20 protein-coding genes are annotated in these 25,914 nt (G+C 72.2%); 12 read left to right on the top strand and 8 right to left on the bottom strand.

Annotated features, from left to right (window positions below; all coding sequences use genetic code 11):
* The first annotated feature begins 2 nt into the window (after positions 1-2).
* From ACFV0T_RS05780 to ACFV0T_RS05770, 3 genes are all read left to right on the top strand, one after another.
* Complete coding sequence (locus tag ACFV0T_RS05780; protein WP_385774830.1) at positions 3-875, top strand: acyl-CoA thioesterase; 873 nt, start codon at positions 3-5, stop codon at positions 873-875.
* A gap of 5 nt (positions 876-880) precedes the next feature.
* Positions 881-1,870, top strand: a complete 990-nt coding sequence (locus tag ACFV0T_RS05775; protein WP_385774828.1) for a cation diffusion facilitator family transporter — start codon at positions 881-883, stop codon at positions 1,868-1,870.
* Between the two features lie 369 nt (positions 1,871-2,239).
* Entirely contained in the window at positions 2,240-2,560 is a 321-nt protein-coding gene (locus tag ACFV0T_RS05770) for a hypothetical protein (protein ID WP_385774825.1), read from the top strand.
* A 73-nt stretch (positions 2,561-2,633) separates the two neighbouring features.
* Here ACFV0T_RS05770 and ACFV0T_RS05765 read toward each other — a convergent pair whose 3' ends face one another.
* A complete protein-coding gene (locus ACFV0T_RS05765) occupies positions 2,634-3,422 on the bottom strand; it encodes a phosphatase (RefSeq protein WP_385774822.1) in 789 nt (262 codons plus the stop codon).
* Between the two features lie 103 nt (positions 3,423-3,525).
* Positions 3,526-5,202, bottom strand: coding sequence for a PucR family transcriptional regulator ligand-binding domain-containing protein (locus ACFV0T_RS05760; protein ID WP_385774820.1), 1,677 nt, complete (start codon positions 5,200-5,202; stop codon positions 3,526-3,528).
* A 167-nt stretch (positions 5,203-5,369) separates the two neighbouring features.
* Here ACFV0T_RS05760 and ACFV0T_RS05755 point away from each other — a divergent pair, with 167 nt between their 5' ends.
* From ACFV0T_RS05755 to ACFV0T_RS05740, 4 genes are read left to right on the top strand one after another with little or no spacing between them, the layout of a single operon-like run.
* Positions 5,370-6,848: a sodium:solute symporter gene (locus ACFV0T_RS05755; protein ID WP_385774818.1), complete on the top strand. Its 1,479-nt coding sequence runs from the start codon at positions 5,370-5,372 to the stop codon at positions 6,846-6,848.
* A 54-nt stretch (positions 6,849-6,902) separates the two neighbouring features.
* A complete protein-coding gene (speB, locus tag ACFV0T_RS05750; protein WP_385774816.1) occupies positions 6,903-7,871 on the top strand; it encodes an agmatinase in 969 nt (322 codons plus the stop codon).
* A complete protein-coding gene (locus ACFV0T_RS05745; RefSeq protein ID WP_385774813.1) occupies positions 7,868-9,553 on the top strand; it encodes a thiamine pyrophosphate-binding protein in 1,686 nt (561 codons plus the stop codon). Before speB ends, ACFV0T_RS05745 begins: the two co-directional genes overlap by 4 nt.
* A 42-nt stretch (positions 9,554-9,595) precedes the next feature.
* Complete coding sequence (locus ACFV0T_RS05740; protein ID WP_385774811.1) at positions 9,596-10,258, top strand: hypothetical protein; 663 nt, start codon at positions 9,596-9,598, stop codon at positions 10,256-10,258.
* Between the two features lie 3 nt (positions 10,259-10,261).
* Here ACFV0T_RS05740 and ACFV0T_RS05735 read toward each other — a convergent pair whose 3' ends face one another.
* The 3 genes from ACFV0T_RS05735 to ACFV0T_RS05725 form a co-directional block, all read right to left on the bottom strand.
* Positions 10,262-10,621 carry a peptidase inhibitor family I36 protein gene (locus ACFV0T_RS05735; protein ID WP_385775105.1) on the bottom strand — a complete coding sequence of 120 codons (360 nt, stop codon included), beginning with the start codon at positions 10,619-10,621 and terminating at the stop codon, positions 10,262-10,264.
* Positions 10,622-10,801: 180 nt separating this feature from the next.
* Positions 10,802-11,605, bottom strand: coding sequence for an endonuclease I family protein (locus ACFV0T_RS05730; RefSeq protein WP_385774809.1), 804 nt, complete (start codon positions 11,603-11,605; stop codon positions 10,802-10,804).
* A 192-nt stretch (positions 11,606-11,797) separates the two neighbouring features.
* Positions 11,798-14,080 (bottom strand): ArnT family glycosyltransferase, encoded by a 2,283-nt coding sequence (locus tag ACFV0T_RS05725; RefSeq protein ID WP_385774807.1) that lies wholly within the window; start codon positions 14,078-14,080, stop codon positions 11,798-11,800.
* Positions 14,081-14,245: 165 nt separating this feature from the next.
* Between ACFV0T_RS05725 and ACFV0T_RS05720 the strand changes: the two genes are divergently transcribed.
* From ACFV0T_RS05720 to ACFV0T_RS05700, 5 genes are all read left to right on the top strand, one after another.
* Positions 14,246-15,094 (top strand): serine hydrolase, encoded by an 849-nt coding sequence (locus ACFV0T_RS05720; protein WP_385774805.1) that lies wholly within the window; start codon positions 14,246-14,248, stop codon positions 15,092-15,094.
* A 62-nt stretch (positions 15,095-15,156) separates the two neighbouring features.
* The gene (locus ACFV0T_RS05715; RefSeq protein ID WP_385774803.1) at positions 15,157-16,176 is read left to right on the top strand and encodes an esterase-like activity of phytase family protein; all 1,020 of its coding nucleotides are present in this window, start codon (positions 15,157-15,159) and stop codon (positions 16,174-16,176) included.
* A 92-nt stretch (positions 16,177-16,268) separates the two neighbouring features.
* Entirely contained in the window at positions 16,269-19,994 is a 3,726-nt protein-coding gene (locus ACFV0T_RS05710; protein ID WP_385774801.1) for an ABC transporter ATP-binding protein, read from the top strand.
* Positions 19,995-20,130: 136 nt separating this feature from the next.
* A complete protein-coding gene (locus ACFV0T_RS05705; protein ID WP_385774799.1) occupies positions 20,131-20,520 on the top strand; it encodes a hypothetical protein in 390 nt (129 codons plus the stop codon).
* Positions 20,521-20,619: 99 nt separating this feature from the next.
* Complete coding sequence (locus ACFV0T_RS05700) at positions 20,620-22,053, top strand: S28 family serine protease (RefSeq protein ID WP_385774797.1); 1,434 nt, start codon at positions 20,620-20,622, stop codon at positions 22,051-22,053.
* A 13-nt stretch (positions 22,054-22,066) separates the two neighbouring features.
* Here the strand turns inward: ACFV0T_RS05700 and ACFV0T_RS05695 are convergent, their stop codons facing one another.
* The 3 genes from ACFV0T_RS05695 to ACFV0T_RS05685 all read right to left on the bottom strand — a co-directional run bounded on the left by ACFV0T_RS05695 (position 22,067) and on the right by ACFV0T_RS05685 (position 25,914).
* Positions 22,067-22,705, bottom strand: a complete 639-nt coding sequence (locus tag ACFV0T_RS05695; protein WP_385774795.1) for a hypothetical protein — start codon at positions 22,703-22,705, stop codon at positions 22,067-22,069.
* Between the two features lie 111 nt (positions 22,706-22,816).
* Positions 22,817-24,685: a glycoside hydrolase family 3 protein gene (locus ACFV0T_RS05690; protein ID WP_385774793.1), complete on the bottom strand. Its 1,869-nt coding sequence runs from the start codon at positions 24,683-24,685 to the stop codon at positions 22,817-22,819.
* A gap of 311 nt (positions 24,686-24,996) precedes the next feature.
* Positions 24,997-25,914 (bottom strand): LysR family transcriptional regulator, encoded by a 918-nt coding sequence (locus ACFV0T_RS05685; protein WP_385774791.1) that lies wholly within the window; start codon positions 25,912-25,914, stop codon positions 24,997-24,999.

The raw sequence follows: 25,914 nt of genomic DNA, 5'->3' as shown, positions 1-25,914 counted from the left end.
GCATGAGTCAGGCTCTTCAGTCGCTCCTCGATCTGCTCGACCTCGAGCAGATCGAGGAGACCATCTTCCGCGGTCAGTCCCGGTCCGCCGTCGTCCCGCGCGTCTTCGGCGGACAGGTCGCGGCCCAGGCGCTGGTCGCCGCCGGGCGGACGGTCCCCGCGGACCGCCTCGCCCACTCCCTGCACGCGTACTTCCTGCGGCAGGGCGACCCCGGCGCGCCCATCGTCTACGACGTCGACCGCATCCGCGACGGCCGTTCCTTCACCACGCGCCGCGTCGTCGCCGTCCAGCACGGCAAACCGATCTTCGGTCTGTCGGCGTCGTTCCAGACGTACGAGGACGGTCTCGACCACCAGGCCCCGATGCCGGCCGCGCCCGACCCCGCCACGCTGCCCACCTCCGAGGAGCGGCTGAGCGGCTACGGCCACCTCGGCGCCGAGGTGGTGGAGAAGTTCCTCGAGGCCCGCGAGGCGATCGACCTGCGGTATGTCGACGAGCCGCCCTTCGGGAAGTTCGGCGAACCGCGCGAGCCGCACTCCCAGGTGTGGTTCCGCACCAACGGCAAGCTCGCCGACGACCCGCTGCTGCACGTCGTCCTCGCCACCTACGTCTCCGACATGACCCTCCTCGACTCGGTCCTGCTCGCGCACGGCCGCGGCGGCTGGGCGGTCGGCGACGTCGTCGGGGCCTCCCTGGACCACGCGATGTGGTTCCACCGCCCGTTCCGGGCCGACGAATGGCTCCTCTACGACCAGGAGTCGCCGTCGGCGCACGGCGGCCGCGGTCTGGGCCAGGCCCGGATCTACACCCAGGACGGACGGCTGGCCATTTCGGTGATTCAGGAGGGCGTGGTGCGCGTGCCTCGGCAAGACTGAGGGGCATGGCGGCAGCGGAGGCACCACAGCAGGACAACGGCGGCGGCGAGAGCACCTTCACGGTGATCGTCGCCGCGCTCGCCAATCTGGGCATCGCCCTCGCCAAGGCGGTCGCCGGCGTGCTCAGCGGCTCCAGCGCGATGCTGTCGGAGGCCGCGCACTCCGTCGCCGACACGGTCACCGAGGTGCTGCTGCTCACCGCCCTCAAGCGCAGCGAGAAACCGGCCGACGAGGACCACCCCCTCGGCTACGGCCCCGAGCGCTACATCTGGGCGATGCTGGCCGCCGTCGCCACCTTCGTCGGCGGCGCGGTCTTCTCGATCTACGACGGCGTGCACACGCTGGTCGCCGGCGAGGAGCTCGGCAACCCCCTGATCTCCTACATCGTCCTCGCTGTCGCCTTCCTCCTGGAGGGTTTCTCCCTGCGCACCGGCGTGCGCCAGGCCCGCGGGGAGGCCGCCCGCATGGCGGTGCCCTTCGCCCGCTACCTCCGGCGCACCGCCGACACCGCCGTGAAGGCCGTCGTCATGGAGGACGCGGCCGCGCTCGTCGGTCTCGTCCTCGCGGCGGGCGGGCTGCTCGGCGGGCAGCTCACCGGCTCGGGCGTCTGGGACGGCGTCGCGTCCCTGCTCATCGGCCTGCTCCTGCTGTGGGTCGCCTGGGTCCTGGGCCGCTCCAACGCCGAGCTCCTGATCGGCCGACCGCTGCCGAAGCCGGTGCGGCAGGGCATCCGCGAGGAGCTGTTGAAGGACGAGCACATCGAGGCCGTACTGGAGCTGACGACCCTGGTGCAGGGGCCGCGGGCGGCGCTGGTCGCCGCCAAGGTCGACTTCCGGGACGTGTCGACCGCGGCCCAGATCGAGTGGGCCTGCGAGCGGGCCGAGCAGCGGCTGCGGACGGCGTTCCCCGTGGTCAGCCGGGTGTACCTGGATCCGACGCCGGGCCCCGCGCAGCGGGCGGCCGCACGAGATGACGAGTTGCGGGTCGGGGATTAGGCTCGATGGGTGAAAGCCACGCACCGCACGGCGTGCCCCACCGACGTGGTCTCCGGTAGCGCGGGACCACAGCCGCAGCTTCCGCCCGTATGACTTCGCGCGGGTGGCCTGAAGGCGTCGGGGGGCGGTCCGTGCCTCTTGTCGGAGCGCGGTGACAACAAGACCGTGCCGCATCCCTGGTGATTGCGGCGGCGGCCATCAATGCTCGTGCGTTCCTCCGGGAACCGCGCGGGAACGATGGAACGAGGTTCTTCCATGCAAGCCCAACGGATCAGGCGTCTTCTCGCGGCGTCGGCTGCCGGCCTGCTGCTGGCCGGTGGTGCCGCGATCGGAGCGGCGGGCACCGCTTCGGCCGCGCCTAGCCATGATGTGAGTTCCTTCGGACGCTACTGCAATGACGGTCGTTACAGCTGGTGGAACTGCAACTACCGCGGCGCCGGCTTCTACAACGGCTACGGCTACGGCAACGGCTGGGGTTATGGCAACGGCAACGTATACGCCGTGTACGGCCTATACGGAAACGGCTACGGCAACGGTTGGGGCGGCTACGGCAACGGCTACGGCTACGGCAACGGATGGAGCGGCTACGGCAACGGTTGGGGTAATGGCTGGGGCGGCGGCGGTTGGGGCGGCGGCGGCCACGGCGGCTGGGGTGGCGGCGGCCACGGCGGCGGCTGGGGCGGGCGCTGACACGACGGTCGCGACCACGCGGCCCCTGCGGTGATGTGCGGCTCCGGGTCCCGGAGCCGCACATCACGGCAGGTCACGCCAGGCCCGCCTCCGCCAGGAGATACGCCGTCAGCGGGTCGTAGTACCTCGGGCTGACGACGTGGTCGTCCAGGGGCACCGCCACCTGGAGGGTGCCTTCCGACTCGGCCAGGAACAGCGCCGGGTCGTTGCAGTCCGCGTAACCGACGGAGTCGATGCCGTGCTGACCGGCGAAGCCCGCCCAGCCGTGGTCCGCGACGACCAGGTCGGGCAGGGCGCGGCCCTCGCGCTCCAGACCCTTGAGGATCGCGCGCATCGGCTCGCCGGAATGGGTGTGCCAGAGGGTCGCGCCGTGCTCCAGCACCGCCACGTCCGCGAACTGCATGACATAGCCCTCGTCGGTCTGCAGCAGCTCCGGGACGACGACGATCTCGCAGCCGGCGGTGCGCAGCGCGGCGGCCGTGGCACGGTGCACGTCGAGCAGCCCACCCGGGTGGCCGGTGGCGAGCAGCACGCGCTGCCGGCCCTCGGCGGCCTTGCGCAGCCGGCCCGCCATCCGCTCCAGCGCGGCCACCGTCAACTCGGGGTCGATGGTGTCCTGGCCGTACCGGTACTCGGCGTCGTCGTTGACGCCGACCCGCTCCGCCATCACCGCGAGCACGTCCTGCTCGTCGGTCCAGCGGTCGCCGAGCTCCAGCCCGAGCCAGAAGTTACGGTCGCCGTTGGCCAGCTTGCGGTAGTGGGAGAGATTGTTCTCGCGGGGCGTGGCGACGTCGCCCGCGATGCGCGTCCGTACGAGATGGTCGACGAGTTCGGCGCGGCTGGGTGTCCCGGATATCGGCATGGTGCCCATTGTGAGGCAGGCGGACGTGCGAGCACCCGACGTCCCGCACGCTGGGACACGCGTCACTCACCCGCTTCACCGCCGGTCCGTCACCACCCGCGCGTCACTGCTGTTTCAGCGCGAACCACAGCTCCATCCGTACGTCCGGGTCGTCCAGGTCCGCCGTCAGCAGCGAGGCACACCGGGCGATCCGCTGCCGCACGGTGTTGCGGTGCACCGCCAGAGCCACCGCCGTGCGGTCCCAACTGCCGTGCAGGGACAGCCAGGTGCGCAGGGTCTCGGTGAGGGCGGGGGTGGCGGCGATCGGGGCGAGAAGGGTGCGGGCGTGCGCGGCGGCCTCGTCGTGCGGGACCAGTTCCGCGAGGCCGGGGCGGTCGCCGTGGCGGACCAGCGGGACGCGGGTGGCGCGGGCGCGGGCCAGGGCGCGCGCCGCCCGGAGGTCGGCGGCCGGCCAGTCCCGTGGCGCGACGGGCGCGCTCACGCCCAGCGTCCAGCCGGGCTGCGCGGCCGGTTCACGGTCGCCGGGCACCAGGATCCGTACGACGCCTTCGGCGAGGTCGACCAGGGCGGACCCGAGGGCCGCGCCCAGCGCGGAGGCGGCCACCGGGTCGGCGGCCTGGGCGTCCGGACGGGCGTGCACGACACTCCAGCGCTCGGCCCCCAGCAGCGGGGCCACCGCCTCGGGCTCGGCGCCCAGCAGCAGTCGGACGAGCGCCGACGAACGGGCCGCCCCCGTGCCGCTCTGGTGCTCGCCGGTGAGCAGGGACAGCAGGACAGCCGCCACCGAGGCGATGGTGTGGTCGCCGGGGTCGCGCTGCGGCGCAGCGACCCCGAGCACGAAGCCCTGCCCCGTGCCGAGGGCGTAGGCCGCGAGGTGCGCCCCGGCGGCGGTGTCGGTGGCGGTGGAGGACGGCCCGTCGGCGACGACCCGTGCGAGCCGGGCGAGCGCCGCTCGCTGCGGGCCGCCGGCCGCCGGGGTGGCGGGCTGCGCGGGTCCGCCTTCGCCGTCCCGGCCGGCGGGCCCGGAAAGCACTGAAAGCCCAGCAGGCCCAGGGGGTCCCGGAGGCCCAGGAGGTCCCGGAGGTTCAGGAGGTTCAGGAGGTCCCGGAGGCCCAGGGGGTCCCGAGGGGCCGGAGAGTCCCGAGAGTTCGGGCTCCTCTCCGCGCAGGCGCCCCGCCGTCGCGAGTTCCGTGCCGTCCGGGCCGTACAGCACCGTCCGGCCGCTCACCCGCTGGGCCAGCTGGCGCAGGACCGAGGGGACCGGGTCCGGGCGGGAGGCCGCGGCGGCCAGGCTCTGCTGGGCCTCGGTGACCCGGCGCAACTCGGCCAGCCGGGCCTGGGCCATCAGCTGCCAGACCGCCCGGGCCACACCCGAGAACGTGGTCTGCACAGGCACCTCCACCAGCGGCAGCTCGTACGCGTCGCAGGCCGCGACCAGCGCCCGCGGCACGGTGTCGTGCACCGGCGCCAGCCCGAAGCCGAGGGCCGCGCCGCCCGCCGCCACGATCCGCGAGACGTAGTCGTCGAAGTAGGTGCCCGACCCGGCCGCCTCCGGGATGTGCACCCCGGCCGTCAGCAGCAGTTCGCCGCCCAGCAGATACGGATACAGGTCGGCCATCTCCGAGGTGTGCACCCAGCGGATCACCAGGCCGGGGTCGGCGGGCCCCGCGATCTGGCGCAGACCCAGGTCCTCGCGGGCCAGCAGGGCCGACAGCGGGACCGGTGGGGTGGGTGGGACTGCTGATGCGGGAGTGTCCGGCATGATGTGCGTTCCCTCCATTCCGAACGGTCGGAATGGATGAAACGTACACTTCGCAGTCGCTTTCCGGCCACCTAGGGTCAGTGCAGACCGGCAGCCCGGGTACGGGCGGATGTCCCCGAGGAACGCTGCCGACCGTCCCCGGTACTGCACGACACGCCACCGAGAGTGCGCGAAGGAGGCCCCACATGGCCGTCGATTACACAGTGATCGTCCTCTATCTGGCCGGCATGCTGGCCATGGGCTGGTGGGGCATGCGCCGCGCCAAGTCGAAGAGCGACTTCCTCGTGGCGGGCCGACGCCTCGGACCGGCGATGTACTCCGGCACCATGGCCGCGATCGTGCTCGGCGGCGCGTCCACCATCGGCGGGGTGGGGCTGGGCTACCAGTACGGGCTGTCCGGCGCCTGGATGGTCTTCACCATCGGCCTGGGGCTCCTCGCCCTGTCCGTCTTCTTCTCCGCCCGTATCGCCCGCCTCAAGGTCTACACCGTCTCCGAGATGCTCGACCTGCGCTACGGCGGCCGGGCGGGCGTCATCTCGGGTCTGGTCATGTGGGCGTACACCCTCATGCTCGCGGTCACCTCGACCATCGCGTACGCCACGATCTTCGACGTCCTGTTCGACATGAACCGGACCGTCGCGATCATCCTGGGCGGCTCGATCGTCGTCGCGTACTCGACGCTCGGCGGCATGTGGTCGATCACGCTGACCGACATGGTGCAGTTCGTGGTGAAGACGATCGGCGTGCTGCTCCTGCTGCTGCCCATCGCGGTCGTCAAGGCCGGCGGCTTCAGCGAGATGAAGGCGAAGCTGCCCACGGCGTACTTCGACCCGCTGGGCATCGGCGGCGAGACCATCTTCACGTACGTGCTGATCTACACCTTCGGCATGCTGATCGGCCAGGACATCTGGCAGCGCGTCTTCACCGCCCGCAACGACCGCACGGCGAAGTGGGGCGGCACGGTCGCCGGCACCTACTGCCTGGTGTACGCCCTCGCCGGCGCCGTCATCGGCACGGCGGCCAAGGTGATGTACCCCAAGCTCGGCAGCCCGGACGACGCTTTCGCGACCATCGTCAAGGACGAGCTGCCCGTCGGCGTCCGGGGCCTGGTGCTGGCCGCCGCGCTCGCCGCCGTGATGTCGACGTCCTCCGGCGCCCTCATCGCCTGCGCCACCGTCGCCAACAACGACATCTGGTCGCGGCTGCGCGGCGGCCTGGGACGGCGGTCCGGGGAAGCGCGCGACGAGGACGCGCACGACGAGGTCAGGGGCAACCGCGTCTTCATCCTGATCATGGGGGTCGCCGTCATCGCCACGGCCATCGCCCTCAACAACGTGGTCGAGGCGCTGACCGTGGCGTACAACCTCCTCGTCGGCGGACTCCTCGTCCCCATCCTCGGCGGGCTGCTGTGGAAGCGCGGCACCGTGCACGGAGCCCTGGCCTCCGTCGTGGTCGGCGGCCTGACCGTGATCGGCCTGATGGCGGCCTACGGCATCCTCGCCAACGAGCCCGTCTACTACGGTCTGCTGGCCTCCCTGGGCGCCTACCTGGTCGTCTCCCTGGCCACCCCGGCCACCGACGCCGCCGTGCTCGCCGCCTGGCGCGACCGGCTGGCGGGCCGTGCTCCCGAACCCGTGTCCGAACCGGTCCCGGCCGCCCAGTAAAGTCGGAGCGCAAGCAGCGCATACGCGACGAAGCGTAGGAAAGAAGGCAGTTCCATGAGCAGCAGCGAGACGCCCCGCGGGCCCGTCGACTCCTCCCGCATCCCGCGGTACGCCGGCCCCGCGACCTTTGCCCGGCTGCCCCGCCTCGACGAGGTCGGCACCGCAGACGTCGCCGTCGTGGGCGTGCCGTTCGACTCGGGCGTCTCGTACCGGCCCGGTGCCCGCTTCGGCGGCAACGCCATCCGGGAGGCGAGCAGGCTCCTGCGCCCCTACAACCCGGCGCAGGACGCCTCTCCCTTCGCGCTCGCCCAGGTCGCGGACGCCGGTGACATAGCGGTGAACCCGTTCAACATCAACGAGGCCGTGGACACCGTGGAGGCGGCCGCCGACGACCTGCTCGGCACGGGCGCCCGTCTCATGACCCTCGGCGGCGACCACACCATCGCGCTGCCCCTGCTGCGCTCCGTGGCCAAGAAGCACGGGCCCGTCGCACTGCTGCACTTCGACGCGCACCTGGACACCTGGGACACCTACTTCGGCGCCGAGTACACCCACGGCACCCCCTTCCGCCGGGCCGTCGAGGAAGGCATCCTCGACACCGAGGCGCTCTCCCACGTCGGCACCCGCGGCCCGCTCTACGGCAAGCAGGACCTCACCGACGACGAGAAGCTCGGCTTCGGCATCGTCACCTCGGCGGACGTCTACCGCCGGGGCGCCGACGAGGTCGCCGACCAGCTGCGCCAGCGCATCGGCGACCGCCCGCTGTACATCTCCATCGACATCGACTGCCTCGACCCAGCCCACGCCCCCGGCACCGGCACCCCCGAGGCGGGCGGCATGACCTCCCGCGAACTGCTGGAGATCCTGCGCGGCCTGGCCTCCTGCCACCTGGTCTCGGCGGACGTCGTCGAGGTGGCGCCCGCGTACGATCACGCCGAGATCACGTCGGTGGCGGCGTCCCACACGGCGTACGAACTGACCACGATCATGTCCCGCCAGATTGCCGAGGCTCGCGCGAAGTGACTCACGACCACGACCTGGAACTCCGTCCCACGCCCGCCCAGACGGAGGCCGCGCTGAACCCTCCCCCCGGCCGCAACGGCGGAGACCTGGTCGTGGAGACCCTGGCCGGGCTCGGCGCGACGACCGTCTTCGGCCTGCCCGGCCAGCACGCCCTCGGCATGTTCGACGCGCTGCGCCGCTCGGATCTGCGCTACATCGGCCTGCGGGTGGAGAACAACGCCGGGTTCGCGGCGGACGCGTACGGCCGGGTCACCGGTGAGGCGGCGCCCCTGCTGCTGTCCACCGGCCCCGGAGCGCTGACCTCGCTCGCCGCGCTCCAGGAGGCGGCCGCGGCCTCCGCCCCCGTGCTGGCGATCAGCAGCCAGATCCCCACCGCGGGCCTCGGCGGCGGCCGGCACGGCTATCTGCACGAACTCCCGGACCAGGCGTCCTCGTTCCGGGGCGTCGTCAAGTCGGTCCACACGGTCCGCGCCGCGTCGCAGATCCCGTCGGCGATCGCGGCCGCCTGGAAGTCGGCGCTGACCGCCCCGCACGGCCCGGTGTGGGTGGAGATCCCGCAGGACGTGCTGCTGGCGCAGACGTCCCTGCCGGTGGTGACGGCGGTCGACGCGACCCCCGACGAGCTGCTGCCGCGCCCCGAACTGACCGCCGTGGCGGCCGATCTGCTCTCGCGTGCCGCCCGCCCGGCGATCATCGCGGGCGGGGGAGTGGTCAGAGCGGACGCCTCCGGCAAGCTGAGGCAGCTGGCCGAGAAGCTGAACGCCCCCGTGGTCACCACCTTCGGCGGCAAGGGCGCCTTCCCCTGGAACCATCCGCTGTCGCTCCAGTCCTGGCTGGAGGACCGGTACACCACGGACCTTCTGGAAGACGCGGACGTCCTGCTGGTGGTGGGCTCGGGTCTGGGTGAACTCTCCTCGAACTACCACACGTTCAAGCCGCGCGGCCGGGTGATCCAGATCGAGGCGGACCTCGGCAAGCTGGAGGCCAACCACCCCGCGCTCGGCATCCACGCGGACGCGCGGATGGCGGTGCAGGCGCTGCTGGAGACGGTGGCGGAACGGGCGGACGACACGGTGCGGGAGCGGGTGCGCACCCTGCTCTCGAAGGTCGCCGAGCGGATCGACGGCCAGGAACTCGCCCTGGAACAGCAGGTGCTGGGATCGGTCCGCCGGGCCCTGCCGGCCGACTCCCCGTCCTTCTGGGACATGACGATTCTCGCCTACTGGGCGTGGTCGGCCTTCGACGCGAAGGCGCCCAACGCGATGCACTCCGCGCAGGGGGCCGGCGGCCTCGGCTACGGCTTCCCCGCGGCCCTCGGCGCGGCCGCCGCCGACCCGACCCGCCCGGTGCTCGCGGTGTCGGGCGACGGCGGCGCCCTGTACTCGATCGCCGAGCTGGCGACGGCCCGGCAGTACGACCTGAACGTCACCTGGCTGATCGTCGACGACGGCGGCTACGGCATCCTGCGCGAGTACATGACCGACGCCTTCGGGCAGGCGACGGCGACCGAGCTGAGCCGCCCGGACTACGTGGCGCTGGCGGAGTCCTTCGGGGTCCCGGGAGTCCGTACGACCCCCGAGAGCCTGGCGGCCGACCTGGCCGAGGCGCTGGCGTCACCGGGGCCGGCGGTGGTCGTCCTCCCGGCGCTGCTGCGCATGTTCGCGCCGACGCACCTCGGCTGAGGCGACGCTTCGAGCCAGGAGCATCATTGGTACGGTCCCGCCATGCCCGAAGCGCATCGAACATCTGATCCGATCACCGCCGCCGACGTGACCCGCGCCGTGCGGCTGGCGGTGAGCGTCCTGCGGGCCGCGGAGGCAGCCGACTGGGACGCCAAGGCGGGCTCCCTGGAGTGGAGTTGCTGGGAGACCGTCGAGCATCTCGCCGACGATCTGTTCTCCTATGCCGCCCAACTCGGCCCCGAGCGACCGCCGTCGGACAGGGAAGTCCCCTTCGTCTGGCGGCGCGCGAAGCCTGGAGGCCCGGCGAACGTCATCTTCGCCGATCGGGACGCCGGGCCGGCCGGGCTGGTGCAGGTGCTGGAGGCCAGTGGTGCTCTGCTGGCGGCCATGGTGCGTACGACGGCGCCGACCGTCAGGTCGCATCACGTCTTCGGTGTGTCCGACCCCGAGGGCTTCGCCGCCATGGGGGTCGTCGAGACGCTGGTGCACCTGCACGATGTCGCCGCGGGGCTCGGTGTCGAATGGGCTCCGGATGCCGGCCTGTGCGATCGGGTCCTGGCCCGGCTCTTTCCGAGCGCCCCGTCCGACACCGACCGGTGGCCCACCCTGCTGTGGGCCACCGGCCGAGGGGAGATCCCGGGGCACGCGCGCCTCACGCGGTGGCGTTGGTACGGCGCTCCCGGGGACGGTGGCGACGCGCGGTAGGCCTCAGCAGGCGCCCGGGCCCACCCCGTCGATCCGGCCGCCGAAGTCGCCGAGGTAGCGCGAGCGCCAGTCGCCGTTGAAGACGTCCCGCTTCTCGACCGGGGACCAGTTGACGAAGCAGGCACGGGTGCTCGCGACGGCGGAACCGACGTGGTCGTGCAGGCGGGGCGGCATGTCGCGGTAACCGCTGCGGGACGTCCACTCCCAGTAGTCGCCGCTGAATCCCTCCCCGCTCCAGAAACACACCGAGCCGTCGGGACAGGCGGGGGGCGCGGCCTGTGCGGAGGCGTTCTGCGCGGGGAGCACCAGGGCGGTCAGCGCGAGGGCGGCGGCCAGGGACCAGGAACGCAGCTTCATGAGCATCTCCAGGAAAGGGAGTTGGGGCACCCCGGCGGAGCTGCCGGGATGCCCCCATGCTCTTGTGCCGGGGCGGTGACACGCCCGAGTCCAAGATCGACTTCACTGGTGTGGGGGAAGTAGTAGGACCGGGCGCCGCGGCAGGGTGATGGCGTCAGCGCCCTGCTCCGGCGCGCCGGACCGGAACTACCAGATCGCCTCGACCCACTCCGGGTGGTCGATGAACGGGTTGCGGTTGTGCTGGTAGGTGTCGTAGATGACCTGGTTGCGCTTCTCCTCGAAGGCGCTCGGCGGGTCCGCCTCGTTCCACGCCTTGAGGACGGAGAGCTTGCCCATGTAGGGGTTGCTGCCGTTGCCCACCTTCTCGTTGGGCTCCAAGTCGGCGAAGCCGTCGTCACCCTCGTAGCGCACGGCCATGTAGAGGATCATGCGGGCCACGTCGCCCCGGTCCGCGGCGCGCGGCTGGAAGGAGTCGGAGTCGACGAGGCTGCCGCCGCCGTTGGTGACCGTGCTGCCGCCGTTGTCGAAGTCCAGGTTGCCCCGGATGCTGTTGACCTGGACGTCCGCGGGGCGCAGGTGGTGCAGGTCCGTGCCCGGACCGGTCACCTCGCCGAAGTCGCCGTGGGACTTGGCCCAGGTGTGCTCGCGGTTCCAGTCGCCGACGTCGCCGCCGTTGAGGGACTTGCTGCGCGAGACGCCGCTGTACAGCAGGATCACGTTGTTGCTGTTGTTCGGGTCCTGGTCGGTGACCTTGAGCGCGTTCCAGACCGCCGAGTACGAGATCTTGCTCTGGCTGCTGATGATCGTGTGCAGCGCGGACTTGAGGCTCGTACCGGTCTTGCCGACCGCGTTCTTGTAGTACGTCGAGTCGTAGGCCGTCGTGGTCGCCGCGGCGGGGGTCGCGGTGAGCGCCGGGGCGGCGAGTCCGACCAGGACGGCTGCGGTGGTGAGCGCCACTGACTTCCAGCGGCGGATCCGTGTCGCCAGCATGTGGGGAGTCCGATCTACGCGGGTTGAATGGAGGCGGCACCCGGGATCGTGACATGCACATGCGGTCATGTAAATGAACCGGACGTGTCGATCGCGTGAGCGGAACCGGCAATCCGCCCTGTGTCTACGTGGGTTGACGTGTCGATGCGGCCCCCGACCGGGTGGTCGGGGGCCGTACGGGTCCGCCGTGGATCAGCTCACGTCCGACGGGTCGAGCCTGTAGAGCGTCGACGCCGACCGGGCGCTCTGGGAGGTCGCGTCCGACTCCGCGTCCGCGTTCGACTCCGCGTTCGACGCCGAACTCGACTCCGACGCCGTGGTCTTGCCGTACTCGCTCTCCTCCACCGCGGTGCCGTGCTTCTGCACCCACGCGGTGACCGCGGCAGAGGCGTTGTTGCCGCCGCCCATGCCTGCGCCGCCGACCTGGATGTAGTGCAACTCGCCCTTCCTCACCAGTTCCTTGAGCTTGGCGACCGTCATGCCGTTGTCGCTGCCGGTGAAGCCGTACATGGAGATGACGGGCTTGCGGGTGCTCAGGATCAGCTGTCCGGCGCTCTGCGAGTTGGACACCGCGAGCAGCCACTTGGCGCCGTCCTGGTGCTTCTCCAGGTAGGCGACCAGCTCGCTGCTGGTGCCGCCGTCCATGCCGCCGCCACTGTCCATGCCTCCGCCGCCTGGCCCGCCGCTCTCACCGCCCGGCGCCGTACCGTTCGCGCCGCCGGGGAAGCCGCCGGTCTGGCCGCCTTCGCCGCCCGGGAAGCCGCCGTTCGCGCCGCCCTGCGGGGCACCGCCCGGCAGCTCGCCGTTCGCACCGCCGCCGGGCGTGGTCCCGCCGCCTTCCTGGCCGGCCGCCTGACCGCCCGGCCCGGTGCCGGCGGGCAGTTCCCCGCCGCCCGGGCCGCCACCGTTGCCGCCGAAGCCGCCCCGACCGCCACCGCCACCGCTCCCGCCGAAGCCGCCGCCGTTCGACGGACCGGCGGTCGGGTTGGTGCCGCCCATGCCGCCGCCGGTGCCGCCCGCACTCGCGGGAACGGCGACCGCGTACGCCGTCGGACCCGCAAGGGCCGCGACCGTCGCGGCGGCCACGGACGCCGTCAGCAGCCGCGCGCGGTTGCCGGAGCGGAACAGGAACAGGCCCACGATCGCCGGCACCATGACCACCGCGACGACCGGCCACAGCCAGGTGTTCCAGTCGGTGGCCCGGCGCAGCAGCACGACCGCCCACACGCCGGTGACCGCGAGCCCGGTGGGCAACACCCACGACCAGCGCGCGTCGCCGCCGCGCAGGGCACGCAGGAGCATGACGCCGCCGCCCCCGCACAGCACCGCGATGCCCGGGGCGACCGCGGTCGTGTAGTACGGGTGCATGGTGCCCTCGGCCATGGCGAACGTCAGGTAGTGCAGGGCCAGCCAGCCGCCCCACAGCACCAGCGCGGCGCGGGTGAGGTCGGTGCGCGGGGCGCGGCCGCACAGCACCAGGCCGCCGACGAGGGCGACCGCCGCGAAGGGGATGAGCCAGGAGATCTGGCCGCCGAGGATGTCGTTGAACAGCCGGCCGAGGCCCGCGGCGCCGGAGAAGCCGCCGCCTCCGCCTCCACCGCCCCCGCCGTTGCCCTCGCCGCCGAGGACCCGGCCGAGGCCGTTGTAGCCCATGATCAGGTCCCACGCGGTGCCGTCCGTCGAACCGCCGATGTAGGGCCGCTCGTCGGCGGGCACGAGTGAGACGGCCGTCGCCCACCAGAAGCTGGAGACGGCCAGGACGACCCCGGCGAGCAACAGGTTCACGATCCGCCTGGCGAGCTTCGGCGTGGCCGCGTACAGATAGGCCGCGAAGACGGCGGGCAGCGCGATGTAGCCCTGGAGCATCTTCGTGTTGAACGCGAGGCCGAAGCAGGCGGCCGAGCCGAGCAGCGGCAGCAGCCTGCCGTTCGTGGTCGCCCGCAGGGCGAGGGCCGCGCCCGACACCATGAGGAACACCAGCAGGGTGTCGGGGTTGTTGTCCCGGTTGATGGCGACCGTGATCGGGGTCAGGGCCAGGACCAGCGCGGCGACCGCCGCCGCGCCGTGGCCCCAGACCCGCTTCACGGAGCTGTGCAGGATCCAGATCGTCGCCAGCGCGACGAGGATCATCGGCAGCATCATCTGCCAGGTGCCGAAGCCGAGGATCCGGCAGGACAGGCCCATGACCATCAGCGCGAACGGTGGCTTGTCGACGGTCATGAAGTTGCCCGCGTCCAGCGAGCCGAAGAACCACGCCTTCCAGCTCCGGGTGCCGCTGAACACGGCCGAGCTGTAGAAGCTGTTCAGGCCGGAGCCGGAGAGGTTCCAGGAGTAGAGCACGGCCACCAGGACCAGGATCGCGATCAGCGCGGGCGGCGACCAGCGGGGCGACTTCTCCGGGGGTGCCGCGGGTGAGGCTTGCGGCGGGTCGGGGGTCACGGTCGGGTGGGGGAGTGGATCGGTGGCAGATGTCACGGCCGCATCGTGCACAGCGGGGGTGGGTGCGGGCTGTGCCCTGCCTGGCCCCTGCCTGTGAATCGGCCGGGGGGCGGGCGCGGTCGGCACACCGTCGCCCGGTCGTCACACAATCGCCGCGCATGCCCGTACAACCATTCGGTCGAACTTGTGAGTCATAGATGCATGACTCACGGGATATCCAGACGCGCGAGAGTAGTAGCGGGGGGCCTTACGGCCGGGGTGCTCATTTCGGGTGTGGCCGCCGCGACGCCCGCCGCCGCGGCGGCACCGGCCGTCGCCTGCACATCGTCGAAGGCGGCCCTGGCCGCCAAGCTCAAGACGGACATCACGGCCGCGCTCGCCCACCGCTCGGGCACCGTCGCCGTCGGCCTCTACGACCGCACCACCAAGACCAACTGCACGCTGCGTGCCGGCAGCGCCTACGACTCGGCCAGCGTCGTCAAGGTCACCGTCCTGGCCACGCTGCTGTGGGACGCGAAGAAGCACAACCGCTATCTGACGAGCACCGAGAACTCGCTCGCCACCGCCATGATCACCAAGTCGGACAACACCGCGACCAGCAAGCTCTGGAAGCAGTTGGGCCTGACGAAGATCAAGGGCTTCCTGACCGCGGCCAAGATGACCCAGACGAAGCCGGGCGCGAACGGCTACTGGGGGCTGACCCAGATCACGGTGACCGACGAGCAGAAGCTGCTCGCTCTCGTCACCGCCAAGAACACGGTGCTCAGCGACAACTCACGGGACTACATCCAGAAGCTGATGGGGAAGGTCGTCTCCTCCCAGCGCTGGGGCACGCCCTACGGAGTGCCCTCCGGTGTCTCCGTGCACGTCAAGAACGGCTGGCTGCAACGCTCCACGCAGGGCTGGCGGGTACACAGCGTCGGCACCTTCAAGGGGCGCGGCCACGACTACACGATCACCGTGCTGACCCACGGCAACAGCACGATGAACTACGGCATCACGACCATCCAGGGCGTCGCGAAGGTCGTGCACAGGGACCTCATGTCCTGAGACGGCGGATCCTTCACGGCGCGGCCCACCGGGCGTCACCGAGCCGTCCTACGGTGACGCCCATGCGTCTGCGAACCGTACTCGCCACCGTCACCGCCTGTCTGGCGGCGGCCACCTCCGTGGCCGCCGCCGGCCCGGCCGGCGCCCGGGAGAACCAGGCCTGTTCGCCGTCCGTCACCATCGACCGCTTCTCCGACGCGCTCGACAAGACGACGTACGACGGCACCTTCGTCGGCAACTTCTCCGCCCTGGCCATGGACCGTTCCGGGCGGCTCGCCGCGCTCTCGGACCGTTCCGCGCTGTTCACCCTGGACGCGCGGACGCTCCGGCCGACGGGCGTGACCGCGCTCGCCGACGAGAACGGCGCGGCGCTCGACTCCGAAGGACTGGTCGTCGACCGTGACGGCACCCGTCTGATCACCTCCGAGACCGAGCCGTCCGTGCGCCGCCACCGAGCCGACGGCACGATCCTCGACCGCCTCCCGGTGCCGGCCTCGCTCCAGGTCGCCCCGGCCGGCCGCGCCGTCTCCAACGGCACCTTCGAGGGGCTGACCCTGCTTCCCGGCGGCCGCACCCTGCTGGCGTCGATGGAGTACCCGCTCGCCGGTGACGGCGCCGGCATCGTCCGCTTCCAGACCTGGCGGCGGACGAAGGGCGACCACTTCCGGCTCGGCGCCCAGTACGCCTACCGCACCGACACCGGCCTCGGCGTCCCCGAGGTGCGGGCGACCCTCGACGGCCGTCTCCTGGTGCTGGAGCGCGGCTTCACCGCCGGCGTCGGCAACACGGTCCGCCTCTACCTGGCCGACCCGCGCCGCGCCACGGACACCAGCGGCGTCGAGAACCTCACGGGCCAGAGCGGCGTGCGGCCGATCAGGAAGACCCTGCTCACCGACATGGTGACCTGCCCGTCACTGGGTGCGACCGCCGAACAGCCGCAGCCGAACCCGCTCCTCGACAACATCGAGGGCATGGTGATCACCGGCCGGTCCCGGGGCCGCCTCGACGTCCTGCTGGTCAGCGACGACAACCAGAACGCGGCGCAGACGACCCGCTTCTACCACCTGCGCGTCCGCACCTGACCACGCTCCGCCCGAATGTTGCGGAGGGATGAAATCCGCTTCGTTCCGTGTTGGTGCCTTCCGGTAGACCAGGACGAACGGAAGGCACCGGCGTGGCAGCGCAACAGGGGGAGAAGCAGGGCTGGGCGCGGAGACTCGCGGGCTACGCCTGGCGCCACCCGGGAGACGTCCTCCTGGCTCTCGGATCCTCCCTGGGCGGCATGGCCGTCACCGCGCTGGTCCCGCTGGTCACCAAGGTGATCATCGACGACGTGATCACCGGCCACAGCCGCGCCATGACCCCCTGGGCCGGCGCCCTGATCGTCGCGGCCGCCCTCGTCTACCTCCTCACCTACGTCCGTCGCTACTACGGCGGACGTCTCGCGCTCGACGTCCAGCACGACCTGCGGACCGAGATGTACGACACGATCACCCGGCTCGACGGCCGCCGCCAGGACGAGCTGTCCACCGGGCAGGTGATCGGCCGGGCCACCAGCGACCTCCAGCTGATCCAGGGTCTGCTCTTCATGCTGCCGATGACCATCGGCAACCTGCTGCTCTTCGTGATCTCCCTCGCGATCATGGCCTGGCTGTCGCTGCCGCTGACCCTGGTCGCCCTCGCCGTGGCCCCCGCGCTCGGCTGGATCGCCCGCCGCAGCCGCGGCAGGCTGCATCCCTCCACCTGGTACGCCCAGGCCCAGGCCGCCGCCGTCGCGGGCGTGGTCGACGGCGCCGTCAGCGGCGTACGCGTGGTGAAGGGCTTCGGGCAGGAGGACCAAGAGACCGGCAAGCTGCGCGAGGTCGGCCGCCGGCTCTTCGCCGGGCGGCTGCGCACCGTCCGGCTGAACTCCAGGTACACCCCGGCGCTCCAGGCCGTGCCCGCCCTCGGCCAGGTCGCGATGCTGGCGCTCGGCGGCTGGCTCGCCGTCGGCGGACACATCACCCTGGGCACCTTCGTCGCCTTCTCCACCTACCTCGCCCAGCTCGTCGGCCCGGTCCGCATGCTGGCCATGGTCCTCACCGTCGCGCAGCAGGCCCGCGCGAGCACCGAACGCGTCCTGGAGCTGATCGACACCGAGCCGACCATCAAGGACGGCACCGCTGAGCTGCCCGCCGACGCGCCCGCGACCGTCGAGTTCGACGACGTCGCGTTCGGCTATGACCAGGCCTCCGGCAGAACCAGCCCGGTGCTGGAGGGCCTCTCCTTCGAGATCCGGGCCGGCGAGACCCTCGCCGTCGTCGGCTCCTCCGGCTCCGGCAAGTCCACCCTCTCCCTGCTCCTGCCGCGCTTCTACGACGTCACCCACGGCGCCGTCCTGATCGGCGGCCACGACGTCCGCGAACTCACCCTCGACTCGCTGCGCGCCGCGATCGGGCTGGTCCCCGAGGACTCCTTCCTCTTCTCCGACACCGTCCGCGCCAACATCGCCTACGGCCGTCCCGACGCGAGCGACGAGCAGATCGAGGCCGCCGCCCGCACCGCCCAGGCGGACCGGTTCATCGCCGAGCTGCCCGACGGCTACGCCACCATGGTCGGCGAGCACGGCCTCACCCTCTCCGGCGGCCAGCGCCAGCGCGTCGCACTCGCCCGCGCGATCCTCACCGACCCGCGCCTGCTCGTCCTCGACGACGCCACGTCCGCGGTGGACGCCCGCGTGGAGCACGAGATCCACGAGGCGCTGGCGCAGGTCATGCGGGGCCGCACCACCCTGCTCATCGCGCACCGCCGCTCCACCCTCAACCTCGCCGACCGCATCGCCGTCCTCGACGGCGGCCGGCTCGCCGACCTCGGCACCCACGAGGAGCTCCAGGAACGCTCGGACCTCTACCGGCGCCTGCTCACCGACCCGGACGAGCTGGGCGGGGTCTCCCCGGGCCACACCCCGCCCGCCGAGCCGCAGGAGGACACCTCGGTCCGCGACGAACTGGACGCCGAGTTCGACGCCGAACGCGGGCTGACCCCCCGCCTGTGGACCGGTGACCGCGAGCCCAAGGACAACGCCCTGGCCGGCATGCCGGCCACCCCCGAACTCCTCGCCCAGGTCGAGGCGCTGCCCCCGGCGGCGGACACCCCGGACATCGACGAGGCGCGCGCGGTGCGCCCGGAGGAGTCGTACGGCCTGAAGCACCTGCTGCGGGGCTTCGGACGGCCGCTGCTGATCAGCCTGGCGCTCGTCGCCGTCGACGCCGGGGTGGGCCTCCTGCTGCCCGTCCTGATCCGGCACGGCATCGACCAGGGCGTCAGCCGGATGGCGCTCGGCGCGGTCTGGGCGGCCTCCCTGCTCGGCCTGCTCACGGTGTTCGTGCAGTGGGCGGCGCAGATCGGCGAGACCCGGATGACGGGACGCACCGGCGAGCGCGTCCTGTACTCCCTGCGCCTGAAGATCTTCGCCCAGCTCCAGCGGCTGGGACTCGACTACTACGAGCGGGAGCTGACCGGCCGGATCATGACGCGGATGACGACCGACGTCGACGCGCTCTCCACGTTCCTCCAGACCGGCCTGGTCACCGCCTTCGTCTCGGTCGTCACCTTCTTCGGCATCATGGGCGTCCTGCTGGTCATCGACGTCCAGCTGGCGCTCGTCGTCTTCGCGACGCTGCCCCCGCTGGTCGTCGCCACCTACTTCTTCCGCCGGGCGAGCGTGAAGGCGTACGAACTGGCCCGCGAGCGCGTGTCGTCGGTCAACGCCGACCTCCAGGAGTCGGTGTCCGGGCTGCGCATCGTGCAGGCCTTCCGGCGGGAGCGGGACGGCGGGCGGCGATTCGCGCAGCGCAGCGACAGCTACCGGCGCGCCCGGATCCGGGGCCAGTGGCTGATCTCCCTCTACTTCCCCTTCGTGCAGTTCCTGTCGTCGGCGGCCGTGGCCGCGGTGCTGATCGCGGGCGCGAGCCGGGTCGACGCGGCCACCCTCACCACGGGCGCCCTGGTCGCCTACCTCCTCTACATCGACCTGTTCTTCGCCCCTGTGCAGCAGCTCTCCCAGGTCTTCGACGGCTACCAGCAGGCGACCGTCTCCCTCGGCCGCATCCAGGAGCTGCTGCGGGAGCCCACGTCCACGAAGGCGGCCGACGAGCCGCTCGCGGTGCGCTCCCTGCGCGGCGAGATCGCCTTCGAGGACGTCAGCTTCGCCTACGGCGACGACGAGACGGCGCTCACCGGCATCGACCTGACGATCCCCGCCGGCCAGACCGTCGCCTTCGTCGGCGAGACCGGGGCCGGCAAGTCGACCCTGGTCAAGCTGGTGGCCCGGTTCTACGACCCGACCGCCGGCCGGGTGACGGTCGACGGCATCGATCTGCGGACGCTCGACATCACCTCGTACCGCCATCGGCTCGGTGTCGTCCCGCAGGAGGCGTACCTCTTCCAGGGCACCGTGCGGGACGCCATCGCCTACGGCCGCCCCGACGCCACCGACGCGCAGGTGGAGGCGGCGGCCCGCGCGGTCGGCGCGCACGAGATGATCGCCACGCTGGAGGGCGGCTATCTGCACGAGGTCGCCGAGCGTGGCCGCAACCTCTCCGCCGGGCAAAGGCAGTTGATCGCGCTGGCGCGCGCGGAGCTGGTCGACCCCGACGTCCTGCTCCTGGACGAGGCGACGGCCGCCCTGGACCTGGCCACCGAGGCACAGGTCAACCAGGCGACGCAGCGGCTCGCGGGCCGCCGTACGACGCTCGTGGTCGCCCACCGGCTGACCACCGCCGCGCGCGCCGACCGGGTCGTGCTGATGGCCCACGGCCGCGTCGCCGAGGACGGCACGCACGACGAACTGCTGGCCCTGGACGGCCAGTACGCGCGGCTGTGGCGGACCTTCGTGGGCGAGCCCGTCCCGACGGTGTAGCGGGGCCCACGCGACGGGTGGCGGGGCCCGGCGCGGGGTGCCCCGAGGCCCGGGGGCGAGGCGCGCGCAACCGTCGTACACCTGTCCTGCGTCCGTACACCAGTACGGTGATGGTCGCGTGACAGGAGGGACGACCGTGGACAGTGGTGCGATACGCCGGCGGCTGGCACTCGGCATGACCGTGCTGGCCGCCTCCGGACTGCTTGCGCTCGCGGCGCCGGGCAGCGCCGACGCGGCCCCCACGCAGTGCGCCGGGCGGAAGGTGAAGACCGTCACCTTCTCGACCGGCGTCGTCCACCTCTACAAGCGCGACGGCTACGTCTGCGCCGTCACCCTCGCCGACCACCCCGGCCGCAGGACGGCGATGTCGGTCAGCGTGCAGGCGCGCGGCACCCGGCCGGTCGTCGACAGCGGGCAGTACACCCTGCGGGCCGGTCCGGTGACCGTGCACGCCGGGCACCGCTGCGTGCGGATCAAGGGCACCGTGGGGCGGGGAACGGTCAGCACGGGCTGGATCCTGTGCTGACGTGGCCGACCCGCCGACCCGCCGAGTCTCAACCCCCTCTGGTGTGAAGGGTGTTGCTGGGATAGCTTCCGGCGCACATCCGTTTCACAGGGAGGGTGCATGCGCAAGGCGCTCAGATGGCTGCTGGCGCTCACCGTGCTCATAGGCACGTTGAGCACGGCCGGGGCGGCCACCGCCGCCGTGCCGGAGGCCACCGGAACGACCGACATCAAGGAGCGGCTGCTCTCCGTACCGGGCATGAGCCTGATCGAGGAGAAGCCGTACGCCGGCTACCGCTACTTCGTCCTCGACTACACCCAGCCGGTCGACCACCGGCACCCGTCCAAGGGCACGTTCCAGCAGCGGATCACCGTGCTGCACAAGGACGTCGGCCGACCGACGGTCTTCTACACCGGCGGCTACAACGTCTCCACCACTCCCAGCCGCCGTGAGCCGACCCAGATCGTGGACGGCAACCAGGTCTCCATGGAGTACCGCTTCTTCACGCCGTCCCGGCCCGACCCGGCCGACTGGTCCAAGCTCGACATCTGGCAGGCGGCGAGCGACCAGCACCGCATCTTCAAGGCGCTGAAGAAGATCTACACCAGGAACTGGATCGCCACCGGCGGCTCCAAGGGCGGCATGACCGCCACCTACTTCGAGCGCTTCTACCCCCACGACATGGACGGCGTGGTCGCCTACGTCGCCCCCAACGACGTCGTGAACGACGAGGACGCCGCCTACGACCGCTTCTTCGCCTCGGTCGGCACCAAGGAGTGCCGCGACCGGCTGAACGCGGTGCAGCGCGAGGCGCTGGTGCGCCGCAAGCCGCTGGAGAGGAAGTACGAGGCGTACGCCGCCGAGAACGGCTACACCTTCACCACCGTCGGCAGCCTGGACCGGGCCTACGAGGCGGTCGTCCTCGACTACGTCTGGGGCTTCTGGCAGTACAGCCTGCTGTCCGACTGCGACACGATCCCGGCGGACGCGGCCACCGCGACCGACGACGAGATCTGGAACTCGGTCGACACGATCTCCGGCTTCTCCTTCTACACGGACCAGGGCCTGGAGCCGTACACGCCGTACTACTACCAGGCGGGCACCCAGCTGGGCGCACCGACGATCCACTTCCCGGCCATCGAGCGGAAGTACGTCCGCTACGGCTACCAGCCGCCCCGGAACTTCGTCCCGCGCGACATCCCGATGCGGTTCGAGCGGGGCGCGATGCGTGACGTGGACGGCTGGGTGGCGCACAACGCGCGGCACATGCTGTTCGTCTACGGCCAGAACGACCCGTGGGGCGCGGAGCGGTTCCGTGTCGGCAAGGGCTCGAAGGACGCGTACGTCTTCACGGCACCCGGTCTGAACCACGGCGCGAACGTGGCCGGTCTGGTCGCCGACGAGAAGGCGCTCGCCACCGCCCGGATCCTCGCGTGGGCCGGTGTCGCGTCCCCCGCCGTGCAGGCGGACGCGGCGGCGGCGAAGCCGCTGGCCGGGTTCGACGCGAAGCTGGACGTCCGGGACGTGGAGCGGGAGCCCGCGCTGCGGCCGTAGGGCGGCGGGGCGGTCAGACCGGGCGGGCGCAGCCCACCGGGTCGGTGCCGCCGAGCCGGACGTAGAGGGCCGTGGACGCCGGGCACTTGACGCGGGCGTCCACGGCCTTCACCACCTTGTACTGGGGTTTCTTCGCCCCCGAGCCGTCGCAGGCCGTCTCGCGCACCTGGCCGGTGCCGGAACCGTAGACGCAGTCGCCGACGATGGTGCGCGGGCCGCCCCCGCCGCCCGGGTCGCCGGGATGCGGCGGTTCCAGGTTGCGCATGCAGGCGTAGCCCTGCCGGATCGTGCCGTCGCCGTCCTCGTCGGAGGCGGCGGCCTGTTCGCTGATGTGCAGCACGAAGTCGGTGGTCGCCGGGCACGGCGGCCCGTCGGTCACCGTGCCGTCGTGGCGGGCCACGACCCGGGCCGCCGCCCGCTCGCCGGAGCACGGCACCTCGGTGAAGCTCGTGGTGCCGAAGGAGCTGCACTCGTCGGCTCCCAGGAACTCGGCGCCGTAGCCGGCCGGCACGCTGGGGCTCGGCCGCGCGCCGAGCCGGCCGTCCTGCGCGCCCGGGTCCCCCGCGCCGCCGGACCCCTGGCATCCCGTCAGCAGGGCGGCGAGCAGCGCCGACAGGGCGCACACCACCGCCACGGACCATCTCCCGCGCATCGCCATCCCCCGGCCACCCCCGTCCAGCGTGACCCGCGACAGCGGGGCACGCCAGACATCCGGGGGTCTTTGCGCCCTTCGGGGGTGGTATGCCGGGCGTGGGGCGTACGCCTAGTACGTCAGCCCGTGCCCGATCGGATACAGCACCTGCGCCGGGTCGCCCGCCCGTGGTACCGGCACCGGCAGCTTCCCGTGCGGCGCCACGTGCCCGGCGATCACCCGCGCGGCCGCGCGCAGTTCGACGTCGGTCCACGAGTACGTCGCCAAGTACGCCTTCACAGCGGGCAGTTGCGCGATGTCGTAGGGGTTGCGGACGGCGATCGCGACGACCGGCTTCCCGGTCGCGAGCAGCTGCTCCACCAGCGTCCGCTGGCCGCCGGCCCCGGTGACGTTGTACGTCCCGACGACGACCGCGTCCGCGTCACCGGCCGCCGCGACGGCCTGGGCGACGACCGCGGCCGAGGGCGCGGTGCCGGTGGACAGCGCCTTCGCCGTGAAGCCCAGTTCGGTGAGAGCGGCCGCGAGGACGCCCGTCGGCGGGCCCGTGGTGCCCGACGGGGACGCCGGGTCGGCGCCGACGACCAGCACCCTGGGGTGGGTGCGGCGGGACAGCGGGAGCACCCGGCCCTCGTTGACCAGCAGCGTCGTCGTCCGCTCGGCGATGCGGTCGGCCGTCGCGAGGTGCGCCGCCGTGCCGACCACGCGGTCCACGCCCGCCCGGCTGACGTACGGCCGCTCGAACAGGCCGAGCTTCGCCTTCAGCCGCAGCACCCGCAGGATCGATTCGTCGAGCCGGGCCTCGGTCAGCTCGCCGCCGCGAACCGCGTCCAGGACGGCGTTCCAGGCGACGTCGAGGGAGGGCGGGTCGAGGAGCTGGTCCACGCCCGCCTTCAGCGCGAGCACCGGCACCCGGTCGTCGCCGTACTTGGTACGCACGCCCTCCATGGTGAGCGCGTCGGTCACCACCACCCCGTCGTAGCCGAGTTCGCCGCGCAGGATGCCGGTCACGATCGGGTGGGAGAGGGTCGCCGGGTCGCCGGAGTCGTCCAGCGCCGGGACCATGATGTGCGCGGTCATGATCGAGTCGATGTCCGCCCGGATCGCCGCCCGGAAGGGCACCGCGTCCAGCTCCTGCCACAGCTCGCGGCTGTGGGTGATGACCGGGAAGCCGAAGTGGCTGTCGACGGCCGTGTCGCCGTGCCCGGGGAAGTGCTTGGCCGTCGCGGCCACGCCCGCCGCCCGGTACCCCTTCACCTCGGCCGTGACCAGGCCCGCCACCGCGTGCGGGTCGGCGCCGAAGGACCGTACGCCGATCACCGGGTTGGCCGGGTTGACGTTCACGTCGGCCACGGGGGAGTAGTCCTGCCGGATGCCGATCGCGCGCAGCTCGGCACCGGAGATCCGGCCGAGCGTACGGGCGTCGGCACGCGAACCGCCCGCCCCGACGGCCATCGCGCCCGGCAGCAGCGTGGCGGGCTTGCCGACGCGGCAGACGATGCCGTGCTCCTGGTCGGTGGAGATGAGGACGGGCAGGCCGCGCGGCTGCTCCAGGGACGCGGCCTGGATGCCGTTCGACAGTTCCGCGATCTGGTGCGGGTCGCGGGTGTTGTGCGCCCAGGCGAAGTAGATGATGCCGCCGACGCGGTACTTGGCGATCAGCTCGGCGGCGGTGCGGACGCCGATCTCGCTGAGGTTGGCGTCGATGTCGGCCTGGTCGGGCGCGGTGGCCGAGTGGCCGTAGACCCGCATGACGAAGAGCTGGCCGACCTTCTCCTCCAGCGTCATACGGGAGAGGAGGGCGTGCAGGTGCCGGTCGTCGCGTTCGGCGGCGTACCCGGGCACGCCGACCGTCAGGGACGCGGTGACACCGGCCGTGGCGGCGAGGACGGTACGTCTGGACGGACGTGCGGTGCTTCCCGTGCTGCGTGAACCACCTGTGTTTCTCGAACTTTCCGTGCTTCCCGCGCTGTTGTCGGGCACGTGCGCTCCCTCCCAAGGAGATCCGCTGAAGGAAACTTCCAAGGAGTCACCAATATCCGGGAAGTTTCTTCCGGTCAAGGGAGTGCACAGTAACCAGCGGGGCGCCGCCATCGGCGCAGTTGGAGGGGGGCGCGCCGATGGCGGCGTGCTGCCGGCCGTGGTACGGCGGAGAGGGGCGTCAGCGTTCGCAGCCAGCAGCGAGGCCGACACCGCACCACGGTGACTCGTCCGGCAGTTCGGTCGTTGGACGCGGGGTGCGAAGGCTGGGTTCCCGCCTGCCGCCCGATTTCCGTAAGTTGGTACGGGTGTGTTCAGCGGGGTGCGTGCGCCGATACGTCCGGCCAGCGGGCCTGGAGCGCGCGCACGGTCTCCGCGATCGCCGGCCGCCGGGCCGCCCCCGTGCGCCACAGCGCGTACAGGCGGCGCACGGGCATCGGGTCCATCGGCACCTCCACGACCCCGTCCGGCAGCGGGCCGCGACCGAGCCGGGGGATGAGGGCGACGCCCAGGCCGGCCGCGACGAGCGCCACGATGGTCGGGTTCTCCTCGGCCTGGTGCACGAGGTCCGGCTCGTGCCCGGCCGCGCGCAGCGTGCGCACGAGCCAGTCGTGGCAGACCCGGCCGGGCGGCTGGCAGATCCACCGCTCGCCGCCCAGCTCCTCCCGCCGCACGTCCGTCCGCCCGGCCAGCGGATGCCCCTCGGGTACGAGCAGATCGCACAGGTCGTCCCCGATGACCGCCTGCTCCACCCCCGCCGGGGCGGGCAGCGGCGCGATGTCCCAGTCGTGCGCCACCGCGAGGTCGACGGCGCCCTTGGCGACCAGGTCGACGGAGAGATGCGGGTCGACCTCGCAGAGCCGGGCGTCCAGCGCGGGGTGCCGCTCGGCCAGGTCGGCGAGCACGGGCGGCAGCAGCCCGCGGGCCGCCGACGCGAAAGCCGCCAGGGTCAGCCGCCCGGCGGGCAGCCCGCGGCGCTCCTCCAGCTCGGTCTCGGCCCGCTCCACGATGGCCATCAACTGCCGTGCGGTGGCGGCCAGCTGATGTGCCTCGGGGGTGAGCCGCACCCCGCGCCCCTCCCGCTCCAGCAGCACGGTCCTGGTCTCCCGCTCCAGCTTGGTGATCTGCTGGGACACGGCTGACGGGGTGTACCCGAGCGCGGCGGCGGCCGCTCCGACCGTGCCGTGCACGGAGACGGCGTGCAGCGCGCGGAGGCGCTGGAGATCGAGCAT

Origin of the sequence: Streptomyces sp. NPDC059582, from assembly GCF_042735715.1 — a bacterium.
Lineage (GTDB): Bacteria > Actinomycetota > Actinomycetes > Streptomycetales > Streptomycetaceae > Streptomyces.
This window is presented reverse-complemented; position numbering and strand designations above follow the sequence as displayed.

Bases quoted from the DNA above. Each gene is read 5' to 3' on its own strand.
- ACFV0T_RS05780 (WP_385774830.1), top strand. From the start codon at position 3: ATGAGTCAGGCTCTTCAGTCGCTCCTCGATCTGCTCGACCTCGAGCAG.
- ACFV0T_RS05775 (WP_385774828.1), top strand. From the start codon at position 881: ATGGCGGCAGCGGAGGCACCACAGCAGGACAACGGCGGCGGCGAGAGC.
- ACFV0T_RS05765 (WP_385774822.1), bottom strand. From the start codon at position 3,422: ATGCCGATATCCGGGACACCCAGCCGCGCCGAACTCGTCGACCATCTC.
- ACFV0T_RS05760 (WP_385774820.1), bottom strand. From the start codon at position 5,202: ATGGAGGGAACGCACATCATGCCGGACACTCCCGCATCAGCAGTCCCA.
- ACFV0T_RS05755 (WP_385774818.1), top strand. From the start codon at position 5,370: ATGGCCGTCGATTACACAGTGATCGTCCTCTATCTGGCCGGCATGCTG.
- speB (WP_385774816.1), top strand. From the start codon at position 6,903: ATGAGCAGCAGCGAGACGCCCCGCGGGCCCGTCGACTCCTCCCGCATC.
- ACFV0T_RS05740 (WP_385774811.1), top strand. From the start codon at position 9,596: ATGCCCGAAGCGCATCGAACATCTGATCCGATCACCGCCGCCGACGTG.
- ACFV0T_RS05735 (WP_385775105.1), bottom strand. From the start codon at position 10,621: ATGCTCATGAAGCTGCGTTCCTGGTCCCTGGCCGCCGCCCTCGCGCTG.
- ACFV0T_RS05730 (WP_385774809.1), bottom strand. From the start codon at position 11,605: ATGCTGGCGACACGGATCCGCCGCTGGAAGTCAGTGGCGCTCACCACC.
- ACFV0T_RS05720 (WP_385774805.1), top strand. From the start codon at position 14,246: ATGACTCACGGGATATCCAGACGCGCGAGAGTAGTAGCGGGGGGCCTT.
- ACFV0T_RS05715 (WP_385774803.1), top strand. From the start codon at position 15,157: ATGCGTCTGCGAACCGTACTCGCCACCGTCACCGCCTGTCTGGCGGCG.
- ACFV0T_RS05700 (WP_385774797.1), top strand. From the start codon at position 20,620: ATGCGCAAGGCGCTCAGATGGCTGCTGGCGCTCACCGTGCTCATAGGC.
- ACFV0T_RS05695 (WP_385774795.1), bottom strand. From the start codon at position 22,705: ATGCGCGGGAGATGGTCCGTGGCGGTGGTGTGCGCCCTGTCGGCGCTG.
- ACFV0T_RS05685 (WP_385774791.1), bottom strand. From the start codon at position 25,914: ATGCTCGATCTCCAGCGCCTCCGCGCGCTGCACGCCGTCTCCGTGCAC.